At 67.6% G+C, this 17081-nt stretch carries 14 protein-coding genes; 10 read left to right on the top strand and 4 right to left on the bottom strand.

What is annotated here, in order from left to right:
* The first annotated feature begins 35 nt into the window (after window positions 1-35).
* From secD to K254_RS0108505, 3 genes are all read left to right on the top strand, one after another.
* Window positions 36-1796 (top strand): protein translocase subunit SecD, encoded by a 1761-nt coding sequence (gene secD, locus K254_RS0108515; protein WP_026555005.1) that lies wholly within the window; start codon window positions 36-38, stop codon window positions 1794-1796.
* Window positions 1796-2830 (top strand): protein translocase subunit SecF, encoded by a 1035-nt coding sequence (gene secF / locus K254_RS0108510; protein ID WP_026555004.1) that lies wholly within the window; start codon window positions 1796-1798, stop codon window positions 2828-2830. The genes secD and secF overlap by 1 nt, the downstream gene beginning before the upstream one ends.
* 365 nt (window positions 2831-3195) lie before the next feature.
* Entirely contained in the window at window positions 3196-5496 is a 2301-nt protein-coding gene (locus K254_RS0108505) for a RelA/SpoT family protein (RefSeq protein WP_026555003.1), read from the top strand.
* On the opposite strand, the gene K254_RS22495 is transcribed toward K254_RS0108505, so the two are convergent.
* The 3 genes from K254_RS22495 to K254_RS0108490 form a co-directional block, all read right to left on the bottom strand.
* Window positions 5497-6096: a hypothetical protein gene (locus K254_RS22495; protein WP_035749147.1), complete on the bottom strand. Its 600-nt coding sequence runs from the start codon at window positions 6094-6096 to the stop codon at window positions 5497-5499.
* A gap of 153 nt (window positions 6097-6249) precedes the next feature.
* Window positions 6250-7659, bottom strand: coding sequence for a DUF349 domain-containing protein (locus K254_RS22490; protein ID WP_231391856.1), 1410 nt, complete (start codon window positions 7657-7659; stop codon window positions 6250-6252).
* 124 nt (window positions 7660-7783) lie between these two features.
* Window positions 7784-8593, bottom strand: a complete 810-nt coding sequence (locus K254_RS0108490) for a peptidylprolyl isomerase (protein WP_026555002.1) — start codon at window positions 8591-8593, stop codon at window positions 7784-7786.
* Between the two features lie 206 nt (window positions 8594-8799).
* On the opposite strand from K254_RS0108490, the gene hisS reads away from it, so the two are divergent.
* From hisS to K254_RS0108470, 3 genes are all read left to right on the top strand, one after another.
* Entirely contained in the window at window positions 8800-10146 is a 1347-nt protein-coding gene (gene hisS / locus K254_RS0108485; protein WP_026555001.1) for a histidine--tRNA ligase, read from the top strand.
* Between the two features lie 159 nt (window positions 10147-10305).
* Window positions 10306-12081 carry an aspartate--tRNA ligase gene (aspS, locus tag K254_RS0108480; protein ID WP_026555000.1) on the top strand — a complete coding sequence of 592 codons (1776 nt, stop codon included), beginning with the start codon at window positions 10306-10308 and terminating at the stop codon, window positions 12079-12081.
* A 116-nt stretch (window positions 12082-12197) separates the two neighbouring features.
* A complete protein-coding gene (locus K254_RS0108470) occupies window positions 12198-13016 on the top strand; it encodes a GNAT family N-acetyltransferase (RefSeq protein WP_035749146.1) in 819 nt (272 codons plus the stop codon).
* A 52-nt stretch (window positions 13017-13068) separates the two neighbouring features.
* Here the strand turns inward: K254_RS0108470 and K254_RS0108465 are convergent, their stop codons facing one another.
* On the bottom strand, window positions 13069-13695 hold the full coding sequence (locus tag K254_RS0108465; protein WP_081709970.1) for an acVLRF1 family peptidyl-tRNA hydrolase: 627 nt from the start codon (window positions 13693-13695) through the stop codon (window positions 13069-13071).
* A gap of 288 nt (window positions 13696-13983) precedes the next feature.
* On the opposite strand from K254_RS0108465, the gene K254_RS0108460 reads away from it, so the two are divergent.
* The 4 genes from K254_RS0108460 (at window position 13984) to K254_RS0108445 (ending at window position 17062) form a co-directional block, all read left to right on the top strand.
* The gene (locus K254_RS0108460) at window positions 13984-15333 is read left to right on the top strand and encodes a replication-associated recombination protein A (protein WP_442853054.1); all 1350 of its coding nucleotides are present in this window, start codon (window positions 13984-13986) and stop codon (window positions 15331-15333) included.
* 267 nt (window positions 15334-15600) lie between these two features.
* On the top strand, window positions 15601-16227 hold the full coding sequence (gene rpsD, locus K254_RS0108455) for a 30S ribosomal protein S4 (RefSeq protein WP_026554996.1): 627 nt from the start codon (window positions 15601-15603) through the stop codon (window positions 16225-16227).
* Between the two features lie 166 nt (window positions 16228-16393).
* The gene (locus K254_RS0108450; protein ID WP_026554995.1) at window positions 16394-16771 is read left to right on the top strand and encodes a DUF948 domain-containing protein; all 378 of its coding nucleotides are present in this window, start codon (window positions 16394-16396) and stop codon (window positions 16769-16771) included.
* A 33-nt stretch (window positions 16772-16804) separates the two neighbouring features.
* On the top strand, window positions 16805-17062 hold the full coding sequence (locus tag K254_RS0108445) for a hypothetical protein (RefSeq protein WP_196810896.1): 258 nt from the start codon (window positions 16805-16807) through the stop codon (window positions 17060-17062).
* The last annotated feature ends 19 nt before the right edge of the window (window positions 17063-17081 follow it).

Below are 17081 nucleotides of genomic sequence, written 5' to 3'. Positions count from 1 at the left end.
CGTCCACTGCCTGTGACAAATAGAAGGATCCCTTGATGGCACGTACTGGTCCGACCACCTCAGCCCGCAGGACACTGCTGTGGCTCGGTGCACTCTTGATTGCCTGCACACTCCTGCTGGGTGGTGGCGTGATTTCCGGCGCTGCCAGCTGGGCGCCCAAGCTTGCCTTGGACCTTGAGGGTGGAACCCAGATGATTCTGGCGCCAAAGGTTGAAGGTGGCGCCGCGATCACGGAGGAGCAGCTGAACCAGGCTGTCGCCATCATCCGCCAGCGCGTGGACGGATCCGGTGTCTCCGAGGCCGAGATCACCACCCAGGGTGGCCGCAATGTGATCGTCTCGATGCCGGGCAAGCCCACGGCAGAGACCCGCGAGCTTATCAAGGCCTCGGCCAACATGGTGTTCCGCCCGGTGATCCAGGTCGGCAACGGCCCCTCCGTGCCGACCGAGAGCCAGGTCCCCGAAGCCCAGCTGCCCGTTCCGACGGCTGCCCCGGCCAATGCCAGCGATGACAACTGGATCGACGCCGCGCTGTACCGCACCTTTGAAGCCACCAGCTGTGTGCCGCCGGTGACTGAGGCACCCACCGAGGCCGACCCGGCCAAGCCGATGGTTGCCTGCGAGCCCGGCACCGGTTTCAAGTACATCCTTGGCCCCGTTGAGGTTCCCGGGAAGGACATCAAGGACGCCTCCTACGGCCTCCAGCAGGGCGCCCAGGGCGTCACCACCAACCAGTGGTCGGTCAACCTGAGCTTCAACGCCGAAGGTGCCACCAAGTTCCGCGACGTCACCCAGCGCCTGCACAGCTTCTACGTGACCGACCCGAACAACCCCAAGTCCCAGTTCGCGATTGTGCTGGACAACCAGGTGATCTCCGCTCCGCGGTCCCAGGCCGTCATCACCGATGGCAACTCCTCCATCACGGGCAACTTCACCGAGGCCTCCGCCAAGTCGCTGGCCGACAAGCTCAAGTTCGGTGCACTGCCGATCAGCTTCGATATCCAGAGCGAAGAACAGATCTCCGCCACCCTGGGTGGACAGCAGCTGCAGATGGGCCTGCTGGCCGGTCTGATCGGTCTGCTGCTCGTGGTCGTCTACTCGCTCTTCCAATACCGCGCCCTGGGCTTTGTCACCATCGCGTCCCTCGTGGTGGCAGGTGGCCTGACCTATCTGGCGATCGCGATCCTCGGCTGGACCGAGAACTACCGCCTGTCCCTGGCCGGTGTAGCCGGCATCATCGTGGCCATCGGCCAGACGGCGGACTCCTTCATCGTCTACTTCGAACGCATCCGTGATGAGCTGCGCGACGGGCGCAGCCTGGTGGCTGCCGTGGAGAACGGCTGGAAGCGTGCCAAGCGCACCATTCTGGCCTCCAAGGCCGTCAACCTGCTGGCCGCCGTCGTGCTCTACTTCGTCGCCGTGGGCAATGTGCGCGGCTTCGCCTTCACCCTGGGTCTGACAGCCATCGCCGACCTCATCGTGGTCTTTATGTTCACCCACCCGACGCTGCAGCTGCTGGCCCGCACCAAGTTCTTCGGTGAAGGCCACACGTTCTCCGGACTTGACCCCAAGCGTCTGGGCGCCGTCCCGCTGTACCGCGGTGCCGGACGCATCCGCACCCCCGAGGATGCCCCGTCTGTGGCCAAGGGCAAGAACGCCGGCGCGGCAGCCGAGGCGGAACGCCGCCAGACCATCGCCGAGCGGCGCCTGGCCGCCAAGCAGGAACAGATGGCCGGCACCCGGGGCTCAGGCTCCGCTGACACGGCAGGCAACGACAAGACTGAGGAGAGCAAGTAATGGCGAGCTTTGCCACATTTGGTAACGAGCTGTACACCGGCAAGCGCTCCTACGAGTTCGTCGGCCGCCGCAAGCTCTGGTTCCTCATCGCCGGCGTGCTGGTGGTGCTGTCCATCCTGATCCCGATCGCCCGCGGCGGGTTCAACCTGGGCATCGAGTTCCGCGGTGGCTCCCAGTTCACTGTCTCCAACGTCACGGACACGGACACCCTCCGCGGTGAGCGCGCCGTCACAGATGTCGTCAGCGGCACCGTGCCCCGCGTGGCCAACGTGGCCGGCAGCACCATGCAGATCCAGACGGACAAGCTCACCGAGGATGAGACCTTGGCTGTCCGAGAGTCGCTGATCAAGGCCTACGGTGTCACCGAGGAGCAGGTCACCTCCACGTTCATCGGCCCCACCTGGGGACAGGACGTCTCCCGCCAGGCACTGATTGGCCTGGTCGTGTTCGTGCTGCTGGCCACCGTACTGATGGCGCTGTACTTCCGCACCTGGAAGATGTCGGTCTCCGCCGTCGCCGGCCTGCTGGTGGTCATGTTCGTCACGGCCGGTGTCTACGCGGCCAGCAACTTCGAGGTCACCCCGAGTGCCATCATCGGCTTCCTGACGATTCTGAGCTACTCGCTCTATGACACGGTGGTGGTGTTCGACAAGATCCGCGAGAACACCGCCGACATCACCAACTCCACGCGGCGCACCTTTGCCGAGGAGGTCAACCTGGCCATCAACCAAACCCTGGTGCGCTCCATCAACACCATGATGGTGGCCATCCTGCCGGTTGCGGCCATCCTGTTCATCGGTGCCCTGCTGCTCGGTGCCGGTACGCTGCGCGACCTGTCGCTGGCTCTGTTTGTCGGCATCATCGTCTCCACCTTCTCCACGATCTTCATCGCCGCCCCGCTCTACGCGGCGCTGCGGGCCAAGGAGCCGGAACTGGTCAAACAGGCCAAGAAGGTCGCCTCGCGCCGGGCAAATGAGTCCGCTGCAACGGCCGCCAACGGTGCCGCCGACGGCGCATCGCCGGTGAGCGTCTAACGCTGAAGTCCGGCTGTGGCCGGGTCTGCCTCCCCTGTGGGACGGCGGACCCGGCCACAGCTCTTTAACCGGGCATCCGTGCGGCATCTGTTTGCGGCACTGTTTTGCGGCATGTGCCGCTGAGGTCGACGGCGCACTGGACATGAATTGGGAGGGTCCTTTCACGGGCTTACACTAGAGGAATTCCCTGCCGGGCCTCCGGCAGGAAATCCGTTGGGTGCAAGGTGAGGACAGTGGCAGTGGACGAGCAAGAACCGGCAGCCGGAAAGGTTGCCTCAGTGGCATCCGGCGCACCGGACACCGCCCGGAGCGCTGCAGTTCAGAGCGCCAATGGCACAGCCGTTACTACAAACGGCGGCGCCTCCGTGGCACCGGCCCCCGACACCGTCGTGCGCGCACCCCTGCGCCCCACCTTCCCCGGCCGGCGCGAACGGACGCGTGCCCGGCTGGCGCGGCTCACCGGCTGGTCCACGGGCAGCTACTCGCCGATCCTGGAACCACTGCTGCGGATTGTGCGGGCCAACAACCCCCGCGAAGATTTCGACCTGATCCAGCGTGCCTTCAGCGTTGCCGAGAAGGCCCACGAGGGCCAGAAGCGCAAGAGCGGGGACCCGTACATCACCCACCCGGTGGCCGTGGCCACCATCCTGGCCGAGCTGGGCATGACCGGGCCTACCCTCGCGGCGGCCCTGCTCCACGACACCGTGGAGGACACCTCCTACACGCTGGAACAGCTCAAGGCCGATTTTGGGCCCGAGATCGCGATGCTGGTGGACGGCGTCACCAAGCTGGACAAGGTCACCTTCGGCGAGGCGGCACAGGCCGAAACGGTCCGCAAGATGGTGGTCGCCATGGCCAAGGACATCCGCGTGCTGGTGATCAAGCTGGCGGACCGGCTGCACAACGCCCGCACCTGGCGCTTCGTCTCCGCCGAGTCCTCCGGCAAGAAGGCCCGCGAGACGCTGGAGATCTTTGCTCCGCTGGCCCACCGGCTGGGCATGAACACCATCAAGTGGGAGCTGGAGGATCTCTCCTTCGCGGCGTTGTACCCAAAGGTGTACGAGGAGATCGTGCGGATGGTGGGGGACAGGACCCCCGAACGCGAACGCAGCCTTGCCGTGGTCCGCAAGCAGATCGCCGAGGACCTGCGTGCGGCCAAGATCAAGGCCGCCATTTCCGGCCGGCCCAAGCACTACTACTCCATCTACCAGAAGATGATCGTCCGCGAGAAGGACTTCGATGACATCAACGACCTGATGGGCGTCCGCGTCCTGGTCGACTCGGTGCGCGACTGCTACGCGGCCCTGGGTGCCATGCACACGCGCTGGAACCCGCTGCCCGGGCGGTTCAAAGACTACATCGCCATGCCGAAGTTCAATATGTACCAGTCGCTGCACACCACGGTGATCGGACCCGGCGGCAAACCGGTGGAAATCCAGATCCGCACGCACGAGATGCACCAGCGTGCCGAATACGGTGTGGCCGCCCACTGGAAATACAAGACGGCGCCCAAGGGCGGCCCCGGCGCGGCCATGGGCAACGACGATATGAACTGGCTGCGGACCCTGGTGGACTGGCAGCAGGAAACCCGCGATCCGGCCGAGTTCCTTGACTCGCTGCGCTATGAAATGAACGCCCAGGAGGTGTTCGTCTTCACCCCCAAGGGTGAGGTCATGGCGCTGCCGGCCGGATCCACGCCCGTGGACTTTGCCTACGCCGTGCACACCGAGGTGGGGCACCGGACCATCGGCGCCCGGGTCAACGGCAAGCTGGTTCCACTGAACAGCGTGCTCAACCACGGCGACTCCGTGGAGGTCTTCACCTCCAAGGCCGAAGGTGCCGGCCCCAGCCAGGACTGGCAGAACTTCGTCAAGAGCCCCCGCGCCCGGAACAAGATCCGGCAGTGGTTCTCCAAGGAGCGCCGCGAAGAGGCCATCGAAAAGGGCAAGGAACTGCTCACCCGCGCCATGCGGAAGCAGAACCTGCCGCTGCAGAAGCTGATGACCCATGATGCCCTGCTGGCCGTGGCCCAGGACTTCAAGTACGTGGACATCTCCGGCCTCTACGCCGCCGTTGGCGACGGCCATGCCTCGGCCCAGTCCGTCGTCGAGCGCCTCGCCATCCAACTCGGTGCCAACCAGGATGCCGAAGAGGAAGCTCCGGCGCTGCCGACGCATCCGGCCGCCAACCGTCCGCGCTTCTCCGAATCCGGGGTGATCGTGCACGGCGTGGGCGATGTGCTGGTCAAGCTGGCACGCTGTTGCACGCCGGTGCCGCCGGATGCCATCACAGGTTTTGTCACCAAGGGCGCCGGCGTCTCCGTGCACCGCTCGGACTGTTTGAACCTGGTGAACCTGCGCAAGGAGCCCGAACGCCTGGTGGAGGTGGAGTGGGCGCCGACGCAGACCAGCGTGTTCCTGGTGGAGATCCAGGTGGAGGCGCTGGACCGCAAGAGCCTGCTGTCGGACGTCACACGAGTGCTCAGTGAGAACCACGTGAACATCCTGGCCGCCAGTGTCCACACCTCGCGGGACCGGGTGGCCATGAGCCGCTTCGCCTTCGAGATGGGTGATCCCAAGTACCTGCACCACGTGCTCAATGCGGTGCGCCGCATCGATGGGGTCTTTGACGTCTACCGCACCACCGGGGCCCAGCGCCGCGCCTAGCTAGCGTCTGGGTCTCCGGGAAGCGGCAATGGCCGCCAGCAGCGCCAGTGCCGGCCGCCGGCCGCGGGCGCCGGCGGCAGCATCGACGGCGGAACGCACCAGGCCCAGCGGGCAGTTGAGCACGGCCGTGGTGGTGATCGCCTCCAGAATGGGCCTGGACTCGCGAGGGTCCAGGCACAACGCCACATCCACGGCCGTCCGCAGCGCGGTGGTGACGCGGATGGTACCCAGCAGCGGGGCATCGAACGGCCCCAGTGCCACCTCGTGCAGGCGGCAGCCGCTAAAGAGCGGCAGCGCGCTGCCGCGCTCCCGCCGTCGGATCAGCAGGTCCACCATCTGCGGCGCCGGGGCGCAGCCGTACACCCAGGCCGCCGCCTGCCGGCCCACTGCCGCCTTGGACGCCAGGGCCGCGGGCACTTCTGCCGCCAGTGCCGCCGCACGCAATGCCGGCGTCAGCACTGTTCCAGGGCGGACATAGGCATCCCCATAGACACGCCGGAGCACTCCGTCCAGTGCCATGGACGCCAGCTCCGGGGGAGTGAACAGGACGCCCGCAAGGAACAGCTGTGTCTCGTTTCCGGGGGTGGTGGCGGGCGTCATTCCTCCAGCATGGCCGCGGGGCGGGGTATGCAAAAGGCCCCCGGAACGAATGTGGATAACATCGTTCCGAGGGCCTCTCGTGTTGGGGCCACGCGCCCGAGGACCCCGCTGCGGGCTCGCTAGCGAGCCCGCAGCGGGAGGGCGTGGGGACAGTTAGGCGAAGTCGCTGGCTGCCTTCTGGATCTGCTCCAACCACGCCTCGCGGGCGTCGAGGGCTTCCTGGGCGGCCTTGATCTTGCGCTGGTCGCCTGCCTTCTCGGCAGCGGCCAGATCGTCCTTGAGGCCGGCGATGGTCGCCTCCAGCTGGCTCAGGGCGCTGTTGGTGCGTGCCTTGGCCTCCGGGTCGGTGCGGCGCCAGTTGTCATCCTCGGCCTTGCGGACAGCGTCCTCCACCTGGCGCAGGCCGGCTTCGATGCGGCCCATGTCGGCGCGGGGGACCTTGCCGGCTTCTTCCCAGCGGTCGCGGATGGACTGCAGAGCCTTCTTGGCAGCGGCCAGATCGGTGATCGGCAGCAGCTGTGCGGCCTCGGCCACCAGCGCCTCCTTGACCACCAGGTTGGCACCGAACTCCTCGTCCAGGGCGTCATTGGCGCTCTGGCGGGCGGCGAAGAACTTGTCTTGGGCGCCGCGGAAGCGGGCCCACAGGGCGTCGTCGTCCTTGCGGCTGGCGCGCGGGGAGGCCTTCCAGGCGTCCATCAGACGGCGGTACTCGCCGGCTGCGTAGCCCCAGTCGGTGGAGGTGGAGAGCTCTTCGGCGGCCGTGATCAGGGCCTCCTTGGCAGACTTGGCAGCGGAATTGTTGCTGTCCAGGGCGGAGAAGTACGCGCGGCGGTGGCGGTCGAAGACCGTGCGGGCGCTGCGGAACCGCTTCCAGAGGGCTTCCTCCGTGCTGCGGCCCAGGCGCAGGCCGTTCTTCTGCGCGGTCTTCCACGTCTCGAAGAGCTCGTTCATCCGGGCGCTGCCGGTCTTCCACTGGATCGTGGCGGGGTCCTGGCCGGCAATCTGCTCGGCCTCGGCGACGATGGCCTCGCGGGCGGCAAGCTCAACGTTGCGTGCGGCGTCGTGGGCGGCGCGCTCGACACCTTCCAAACCCTTGATCGCGACGTCGAGGGCATCAAGGCGGGCCAGCGCGGAGTTGATGTCGCCCACGCTGTTGCGCTCGTTCAGCGCCTCGCGCAGGTGCTTGACGGTTTTGTGCATGTCGGTGGTGGGGGCCTTGGCCTCCACGCGCTGCTCCAGCAGCGTCACCTGTGCGGCGATGTCGTCGAACTTGCGGGCAAAGTAGGCCAGAGCCTCATCCTTGCTGGCGCCGGGGTACTGGCCCACCGGGTGCTCGGCACCATCCAGCAGAAGAACCACGTGGCCGTCCTCCTCGGCGCGGCCCCATTTGGCTGCCTCCACCAGGTTGACGGCGGGCGCTGCCACCGGTGCCGGCGCAGGTGCCACAGCGGCAGCCTTGGGCCGGGCGGCAAAGGCCGCCGGTGACGGAGCCTTCGGCGCGGCAGGTGCCGGTGCGCCGATGGGGGCCGTGGTTGAAGTCTCAGTGGTCGGGGCCACTGCCATGTCGTCGGATTGCTGACTATCTGTCACCGCTACAAGTCTTTCGCTGGAGGGACATCGTGGTAATACCTGCATCGTTTCCCGCTGCCCCGAGGGGCCGTAGGTGCCAATGCAATTGGCAATGCAATTAGTTAAGCGTAAATGAGTCTATCGTTACGGCTGTCACAGGCGCCCCATCGGTGGTTCCGCCGGTGACGCCGGCGCCGGCAATGGCCGTGATGGCGTCCAGTCCGCTCGTGACCTTGCCCAGGATGGTGTACCCGCCGCTGGCCTGGTCAAGGTAGGTGTCCTTGTAGACGATGAAGAACTGTGTGCCATTGCTGTACGTGGTGCCCGCACGGGCGACGGCGATGGTGCCGGCCGGGTAGATGCCGTTGGCGGGGGTGTTCTCCACGGGGCCCCACTGGTAGCTGGGATCGCCGATCCCGTCGCCATTGAGGGAGCCGCACTGGAGCACGCCGAAGTTGTCGGCGGTGGTCAGCCGGTGGCAGGTCTTGCCGGTGAAGAAGCCCTGGTCCGCCAGCGACTTGAAGACGGCCGCGGCCTGCGGGGCCGTGGTGCCGTCAACCTCGACGCCGAGCGCGGAGCCGTTCAGGCTCAGCTGGCCGGTGAAGGTCTTGCCCGCGGCCGTCTCCGGAAGCGGGATGTTGGCGCCGTTGGTGGGCGGCGCCGTCGACGTCGGGCTGGCGGAGGCGCTGGGGCTGGCGGTGGAATCCAGCCCGGCCTCGGCAGCGGCCAGATCGGCGGAGCTGGGGTTGTGGCTGAACACGGTGATCTGCAGGACCACGGCCAGGGCCAGGGCGGCGGCAATGGCGATGGCGGCCACCAGGTTGTCACGCTTGCGGCGGGCCACCTGCTTGTGCTGCAGCTGCTGGTTTGCCTGCATTCGTGCCACGCGCTTCTTCGCCTCGCGGGCATCGCGTTTGGTGCTGACCAACGTGTTCTCTCCATCCGTGGTTGGGCTGTGGGCTGCACCACCGCATAAAATGGCAGCCGCAGACAGTGTACCCAGCACCGCTGTGAGAACCTTAGAAGGGCGCTGGAAGCGGCCTATATGTCGCAGCGCCCGCCCCTTTCATGCAGATCCTTGTGGATTCTGCCCTGTTCGATGGCTGTACGCCTCACTGAAGGAGAGCTCCACCCATGGCACGCAACGCCTCCCTGTCCGGTTTCCCCGAGTGGCTTCCTTCGGAACGGCTGGTGGAGTTGCATGTGCTTGACACGCTGCGCCGCACCTTCGAGCTGCACGGCTTCTCCTCCATGGAGACCCGCGCGGTGGAGACCGTCGGACAGCTGCTGCGCAAGGGTGAGATCGACAAGGAGGTCTACGCCTTGTCCCGCCTGCAGGATGAGGACAACGGCGCCGCTGCCAAGGCGGACCCGAACCAGCTGGCCCTGCACTTCGACCTGACGGTGCCCTTTGCCCGGTACGTGGTGGAGAACGCCGGCTACCTGGCCTTCCCGTTCCGCCGCTACCAGATTCAGAAGGTCTGGCGTGGCGAGCGCCCCCAGGAGGGCCGCGCCCGCGAGTTCACCCAGGCGGACATTGATGTGGTGGCCGACGGCGAACTGCCGTTCCGCTACGACGTCGAACTGGCGCTGGTGATCGTGGAGGCGCTCTCCGCCCTGCCCATCCCGGCGTTCAAGCTGCGGGTAAACAACCGCAAGCTGGCCGAGGGCTTCTACCGCGGCATCGGCCTGGAGGACACCGCCGGCGTGCTGCGCAGCATCGACAAGCTGGAAAAGATTGGCACCGACGCCGTCGCCGGCCTGCTCAAGAGCGAACTCGGCGCCACGGACGAGCAGGCCGCCGCCGCCCTGGCCCTGGCCTCCATCCGCACCGAGGACACCTCCTTTGTGGCCCAGGTGCGCGCCCTCGGCGTCACCGACGAGCTGCTGGAGGAAGGCCTGGGCGAGCTGGAGCAGGTCATCGCCGCCGCGTCGCTGCGTGCGCCCGGTTCCGTCGTCGCGGATCTGTCCATCGCCCGCGGCCTGGACTACTACACGGGCACCGTCTACGAAACGGTCCTGGTGGGCCACGAGGCCCTGGGTTCCATCTGCTCCGGCGGCCGCTACGACGCGCTGGCGAGCAAGGGCAGCCGCAAGTTCCCCGGCGTCGGACTCTCCATCGGCGTCACCCGTCTGGTGTCCCGCATCCTCAGCCAGGAGCTGGCCACCGCCTCCCGCAGCGTGCCCACCGCCGTGCTGGTGACGCTGGCCAACGACGATTCCTGGATCCAGGCGCAGGATGTGGCAGCGGCGCTGCGTTCGCGCGGGATCTCCGCCGAGGTGGCCGCCAAGGCGGACAAGTTCGGCAAGCAGATCAAGTACGCGGACCGCCGCGGCATCCCGTTCGTCTGGTTCACCGACGAAGACGGCGCCCACCAGGTCAAGGACATCCGCTCCGGCGAGCAGGTGGCGGCCGATCCGGCCGTCTGGATGCCGCCGTCGGCCGATCTGCACCCCACCATCACCGTCGCCCCCAACTAGGTAGCACTTATCGCACATTCCGCGCCCCGGAACGTGCGATAACTGTCACCCAGTTGGGCTGCCGGGCGGGCGTTGGAGCCCGCCCGGCTAAACTTGACTGCAGATACCTTCGCTGGGCCGCATCCTGGTCCCGGCACCATCACCTTTGAAAGGAATGCTGTGCTGCGCACACATGACCTTGGCTCCCTGCGGGCCGAGCACATCGGACAAACTGTAACCCTCTCCGGTTGGGTTGCCCGACGCCGGGACCACGGCGGTGTGGCCTTCCTCGATCTGCGCGATGCCTCAGGTGTGGCCCAGATTGTGGTCCGCGAGGAGGATGTGTTCCACGGCCTGCGCAACGAGTACGTTCTGCAGATCACCGGCACCGTAGAGCGCCGTCCGGAGGGCAACGAAAACGCCCACCTCGCCACCGGCGAGATCGAGGTCATCGCCGAGAAGGTTGTGGTCCTCAACGAGGCCGCTCCGCTGCCGTTCCAGGTGGACGAGCACGTGGAGGTTGGCGAGGAAGCCCGCCTGAAGCACCGCTACCTGGACCTGCGCCGCCCCACCATGCAGCGCAACCTGCGCCTGCGCAGCGAGGCCAACCGCGTGGCCCGCGAGCTGCTGCACCAGGAGGGCTACATCGAAATCGAGACCCCCACGCTGACGCGCTCCACCCCGGAAGGCGCCCGCGACTTTGTGGTGCCGGCCCGTCTGGCCCCCGGCTCCTGGTACGCGCTGCCGCAGTCCCCGCAGCTGTTCAAGCAGCTCCTGCAGGTCGGAGGATTTGAGAAGTACTACCAGATCGCCCGCTGCTACCGCGATGAGGACTTCCGTGCGGACCGCCAGCCGGAGTTCACCCAGCTCGACATCGAGGCCAGCTTCGTGGACCAGGAAGACATCATCGCCCTGGGCGAGAAGGTTGTCTCCGCCCTGTGGAAGCTGATCGACGTCGAAATCCCGATGCCGATCCAGCGCATGACCTATCTGGACGCCATGGCCCGCTACGGCTCCGACAAGCCGGACCTGCGCTTCGGCCAGGAGCTCACCGAGCTGACGGAATTCTTCAAGGACACCGAGTTCGGCGTCTTCAAGGCACCCTACGTCGGCGCCGTCGTCATGCCCGGTGGAGCCTCCCAGGCCCGCCGCACGCTGGATGCCTGGCAGGAATGGGCCAAGCAGCGCGGCGCCAAGGGTCTGGCCTACGTGCTCTACAAGGAGGACGGCGAGCTCACCGGCCCCGTGGCCAAGAACCTCACCGAGATCGAGCGCGCCGGCCTGGCCGACGCCGTCGGCGCCAAGCCCGGCGACTGCATCTTCTTCGCTGCCGGTGAGAAGAGCGCCTCGCGCGCCCTGCTCGGTGCCGCCCGTGTGGAGATCGGCCACCGCACCGGCCTGATCGACCCCAACGACTGGGCCTTCGTGTGGATCGTTGACGCGCCGATGTTCGAGCCCGCCGCCGCTGCCGTTGCCTCCGGCGACGTCGCCGTCGGCGCCGGTGCCTGGACGGCCGTGCACCACGCGTTCACCTCGCCCAAGCCGGAGTTCATGGACACGTTCGACACGGATCCGGAAACCGCCCTGGCCTACGCCTACGACATCGTCTGCAACGGCAACGAGATCGGCGGCGGTTCCATCCGCATCCACCAGCGCGATGTCCAGGAGCGCGTCTTCGCCGTCATGGGCCTCAGCCACGAGCAGGCCGAGGAGAAGTTCGGCTTCCTGCTCGAGGGCTTCAAGTTCGGCGCCCCGCCGCACGGTGGAATGGCCATCGGCTGGGACCGTGCCGTGTCCCTGCTGGCCGGCGTGGATTCCATCCGCGACGTCATCGCCTTCCCGAAGTCCGGCGGCGGCTACGACCCGCTGACCGCGGCTCCGGCTCCGATCACCGCGCAGCAGCGCAAGGAAGCCGGCGTGGACTTCAAGCCCGAGGCCAAGAAGGCCGAGTCCTAGCCACCACGCGCTAGTCCAGCCCGACGGCGGCACGCACGTGCCGCTGGACGCCCGTGGCCTCCCGGAATTCCCGGGAGGCCACGGGCGTTTCCAGCTGTGTGAACGAAGGAACCGCCATGCCGAGAAACCCCGATGCCGACGTGACCGCCGTGGATCCGCTGCTGCTGGAGGAACTGATGGACGCCGCCTGGCGTTCGCCCGACTACGACGACGCCGGCCCTTGGGTGCTGCGCTCGGCGGGAGGTGTGACGCAGCGGGCCAACTCGCTGTGGCCGCGCCGCAGTGTGGAGGATCCGGCCGAGGAACTGGCCGCAGCGGCGGCATGGTACCGGGCGCGGCGGCAGCCCGTGATCGTCCAGGTGCTGGCCCATGAGCGCCATGCCGCTCTCAACGAACTGCTGGACGGACTGCGGTTCACCCGCAACTCCGAGACTTTGGTGATGGTCCGCACGGTACCGCCCCCGGTGGCCGCATCGGCCAGTTCCCGAGGCCACGCCGTCGAACTTGCCGATCGCCCCAGCGAGGAGTGGCTGCAGCTCTGGTGGAGCGTGGATGGCAGAGGCGGCCCCGCCGAGCGGGTGGTGGCCGAGCGGATCCTGGCGGCCACGCCGTCGCGCTACGCCACGGTGTACGACCACACTGGCGCAGCGATCGGCGTGGGCCGGCTGGCCGTGCCCGGGCAGACAGCCGGCGGAACCTGGGGCGGCGTCTACGCCATGGCCGTCCGCCCGGATGCCCGGCGGACGGGTGTGGGTGCGGCGGTCCTCGACGCGCTGCTGGCCGACGGCGCCGGCCGGGGCGTGGAGGATATATTCCTGCTGGTCATGGCATCCAACGCAGGAGCCCGCGCCCTCTACGAGACGGCGGGGTTCCGCGAGGCGGCCCGCTATCACTACCGCCAGGCACCGCTGCGCCGCCCGACGTCGTCGTGCTGAATCTGTGCGACAGATAACGTCGTTCTGAGCGCTCAGAGCAACATCTGCTGTCTCACAGTTGAGGGGGCGGGTCCGTGATGAGGATCTGGACGGCGGCGAAGTCCGCCGCGGCCTTGGCCAGGACCGCCGCCCGGGGATCCGGGACGTCCAGCAGCCTCAGCCGGGTGCGGCCTGCGTAGTTCTTCAGCGTGGGCTCGGCGAGGACAAGTTCCAGGAGGGCCTTGTCTCCGCCAAGGGCCAGATACTCCACGGCATGGCCGTCGAAGGCGGCCGCCGCGGCAGCTGCGGTTGACTCCACCAGGGCATCGGCCTGGTTGGCGCGCCGCCGGGCAAAACGCTGCTGCGAACCGCCGCCGGCTGCCGTGCGGGATTGCACATACCGGGTGCCAGCTTTGTGCTGGACCAGTTCGGCGCCCGCGGATACCCCGACGGCGAAGCCGCCGCGGCGGACCAGGATCAGCCCCAGAGCACGGGGCTGGGCGGCAAGGGAGGCCAGCCGTTCGACGTCGTCGGCACCTCTGCCGGGCCGCCCGTCCACGGGCCACGGAGCCCGCAGCAGCGCCGTCGCCCCGTCCGTGGCGGTGAGCAGCAGCCCCTCGTCCGTGGTGTCGGAGTCCAGGGAACCGCCGTGGCTGGCCGCAAACCGCTGCACCCAACCCGGCAGTCGTTCGGCTGACACTCGCGTACTGCGGCTCGATTGATTCACGCGCTAAGCCTAGTGCTCGAGGGGCCCCAGCCGAGCGCAGCGAGGCTGGGGAGAGCACGACGGCGCTAGCGGTCGATCTGCTGGTCCACCCGCGGGCGGGCCGCAACGCCGCCGGCGGCTGGCACTGTCGGGGAGGCCCGATAGCCTAGGGGAGTGACTGATCTCTTTGATTCCTCCCTGGCGGACGCCGACGACGGCGAAGGCGACGTCGACGAGGGAACCGGCGCGCCGGCACGCCCGCGCAGCCCGCTGGCCGTGCGGATGCGCCCGCGCAGCCTGGACGAGGTGGTGGGCCAGCAGCAGCTTTTGGGCGCAGGCTCCCCGCTGCGGATGCTCGCTGCAGGTCCGGCCGGAGCCGCCGGTCCCGCCGGTCCCAGCTCCGTGATCCTCTGGGGCCCGCCGGGCACCGGCAAGACGACGCTGGCCCATGTGATTGCGCGCGGCCCGGGCCGGACCTTTGTAGAGCTGTCGGCGATCACCGCCGGCGTCAAGGATGTCCGCAAGGTGATGGACGATGCCCTGACCAACCGGGATCTGCATGGCCGCACCACTGTGCTGTTCCTGGATGAGATCCACCGCTTCAACAAGGCCCAGCAGGATGCACTGCTGCCCGGGGTGGAGAACCGCTGGGTGGTGCTGATTGCCGCCACCACGGAGAACCCCTCATTCTCCGTGGTCTCGCCGCTGCTCTCGCGGTCCATCCTGTTGACTTTGAAACCGCTCACCAATGACGACATCCGCGGCCTGCTGCTGCGGGCGGTGGAGGATCCCCGCGGGCTGGATTCCAAGGTGGTCCTCAGCGAGGAGGCCCTGGACCATCTGGTGCGGCTGGCCGCGGGCGATGCCCGCCGGGCGCTCACCACGCTCGAGGCCGCGGCGGGCGTGGCCCTGTCCGCGCAGCCCGGGGGCAAGGCCAAAGCCAAGGCTGCCCAGGGTGAGGGGCTGCCGGGGCTGGAACTGCCGCCCGCCGTCGTCGAGCTGGCCGACGCCGAGCGCGCCATCGATGCCGCTGCCGTGCGCTACGACCGCGCCGGGGACCAGCACTACGACGTCATCAGCGCGTTCATCAAATCCATCCGCGGATCGGATGTGGATGCGTCGCTGCACTATCTGGCCAGGATGCTGGAGGCGGGGGAGGACCCGCGCTTCATTGCCCGGCGGCTGATGATCTCGGCTTCCGAAGATGTTGGCATGGCCGATCCCACGGCCTTGCAGACCGCCGTGGCCGCAGCGCAGGCCGTGGCGCTGATCGGCATGCCGGAGGGGCGGATCATCCTGGCCGAGGCCGTGGTGCATCTGGCGACTGCGCCCAAATCCAATGCCTCCTACAACGGCATCAACGCCGCCATTGCCGATGTCCGGGCCGGACGGGGCACCACCATTCCGCCGCATCTTCGCGACGCCCACTACCCGGGGGCGGCGCAGCTGGGCCACGGCAAGGGATACTACTACGCCCACGATGCGCCGCATTCGGTGGCCCCGCAGCAGTACCCGCCGGACGATCTGGTGGGGCGGGACTACTACACGCCCACCACCAATGGGGCCGAACGGGACATCGCCACCCGGCTGGCGCGGCTGCGCGCGATCGTCCGCCAGGAGGGCGGCAAGTAGCAGCGCACGGCACGCCAGGCAGCAGGGCTGCAGGGAGCCCGCGGGAAACAAATGCTAGAATTAACGCTGCACTGGCAAGCCTTGGCTCCATACCCGCTGCATTTCCCGGTTTGGCACGGATTTTTCCGCGCCAAAGCGCAGGAGACGGGTATGCCCAGCGGCTGCAGCGATGGGCAGTGGCAGCCCTAACTCTCCATGATGGAGGCCAGTTATTCCACAAAGCCCCTCCGGGGGCTTTTGCCACACGTTTACCGAAAGGACACACAAGTGTCTAACACTCTGCGTGCCCGCCGGCAGACCCGCCTTTCGCGGTCTCTCGGCATTGCTCTGACCCCCAAGGCTGCAAAGTACCTGGAGCGTCGCCCGTACGGTCCCGGCGAGCACGGTCGTGCCCGTAAGAAGCAGGACAGCGACTACGCGGTGCGTCTGCGCGAAAAGCAGCGTCTGCGCGCCCAGTACGGCATCCGCGAAGCACAGATGACCCGTGCCTTCGAGGAAGCCAAGCGCACCAAGGGCCTGACCGGTGAGAACCTGGTTGAGCTGCTGGAAATGCGTCTGGATGCCCTGGTTCTGCGTGCCGGCTTCGCCCGCACCACCGCCCAGGCCCGCCAGCTGGTTGTCCACCGCCACATCATGGTTGACGGCGCCCGCGTGGACCGCCCGTCGTTCCGCGTTGCCGAGGGTCAGCTGATCCACGTACACCCGCGCAGCCAGACCATGGCCCCGCTGCAGGTTGCCGCCGCCGGTGCACACCGCGACGTGCTGCCCGCCGTTCCGGCCTACCTGGACGTCAAGCTGGAAAGCCTCCAGGCTCGCCTGGTGCGCCGCCCGAAGCGCTCCGAGGTCCCCGTGACCTGCGAAGAGCAGCTCGTCGTCGAATTCTACTCGCGCTAAATTCCCTTTAGCCTGAGGGTTTGCCGGCCGCCCCTGGGGCGGCCGGCAGGCCACCACTCAACAGCCCGCGGCACACGCCGCGGGCTGTTTTGTAGGTAAGGTACTAAGGAAGCGTCCCGGGGAAGCCGCCCGGGCCACCCCACCACAGGAAATGAGGCGGCCCGCCATGAGCGGTGGAGATATTGCAGGCCTGGTGGCCGCAGGTGTATTTGCGGTCCTGGTGGCCATTTTGGCCGTTCCCGTGTTGAAGCTCGGCAAGGTCTTTGATGAAATGCGCACCACCATCAAGGCGCTCAGCGACGGCACCACACCCTTGATTGACGAGGTCACGGCCACGGTGTCAACCACCAATGCCCAGCTGGCCAAGGTCGATGGCATTGCCACCAATGTCTCGGACGCCACCGCCAACATTTCCGCTCTGTCGTCGCTGTTTGCCGCCACGCTCGGCCAGCCGCTGATCAAGGTGGCGGCGTTCTCCTACGGCGTGCGCTCGGCCTTTGCCGGCCGCCGCAGCACCCGCACCCGCCCCTCGCGCGGCCGCTAGCCGCACCCCCGTAGATTCAAGGACTGGACAACTATGAAGACCATCTTCTGGCTGGGCACAGGCATCGCCATTGGCGTGGTGTGTGTGCGCAAGTACTCCCAGGTCCGCGGCACCCTGGGCCCGGAGGGCCTCAACCGTGCGGTGGGTAGACTGAGTGACAGCTTTTTAGACTTTGCCGATGCCATCCGCGAGGGCAGCGCCGAGCGCGAGGCCGAGCTGCGCGCCGCCTTGGGCGTTGACGCAGCAGAGGCCCGCGCCTCCCTGTCCTCGCACGCCGCCGGCCGCCGCTAAACGTACGTTTTATCTTTAC

It is taken from the genome of Arthrobacter sp. 35W, assembly GCF_000482545.1.
Classification (GTDB): domain Bacteria; phylum Actinomycetota; class Actinomycetes; order Actinomycetales; family Micrococcaceae; genus Specibacter.
This window is presented reverse-complemented; position numbering and strand designations above follow the sequence as displayed.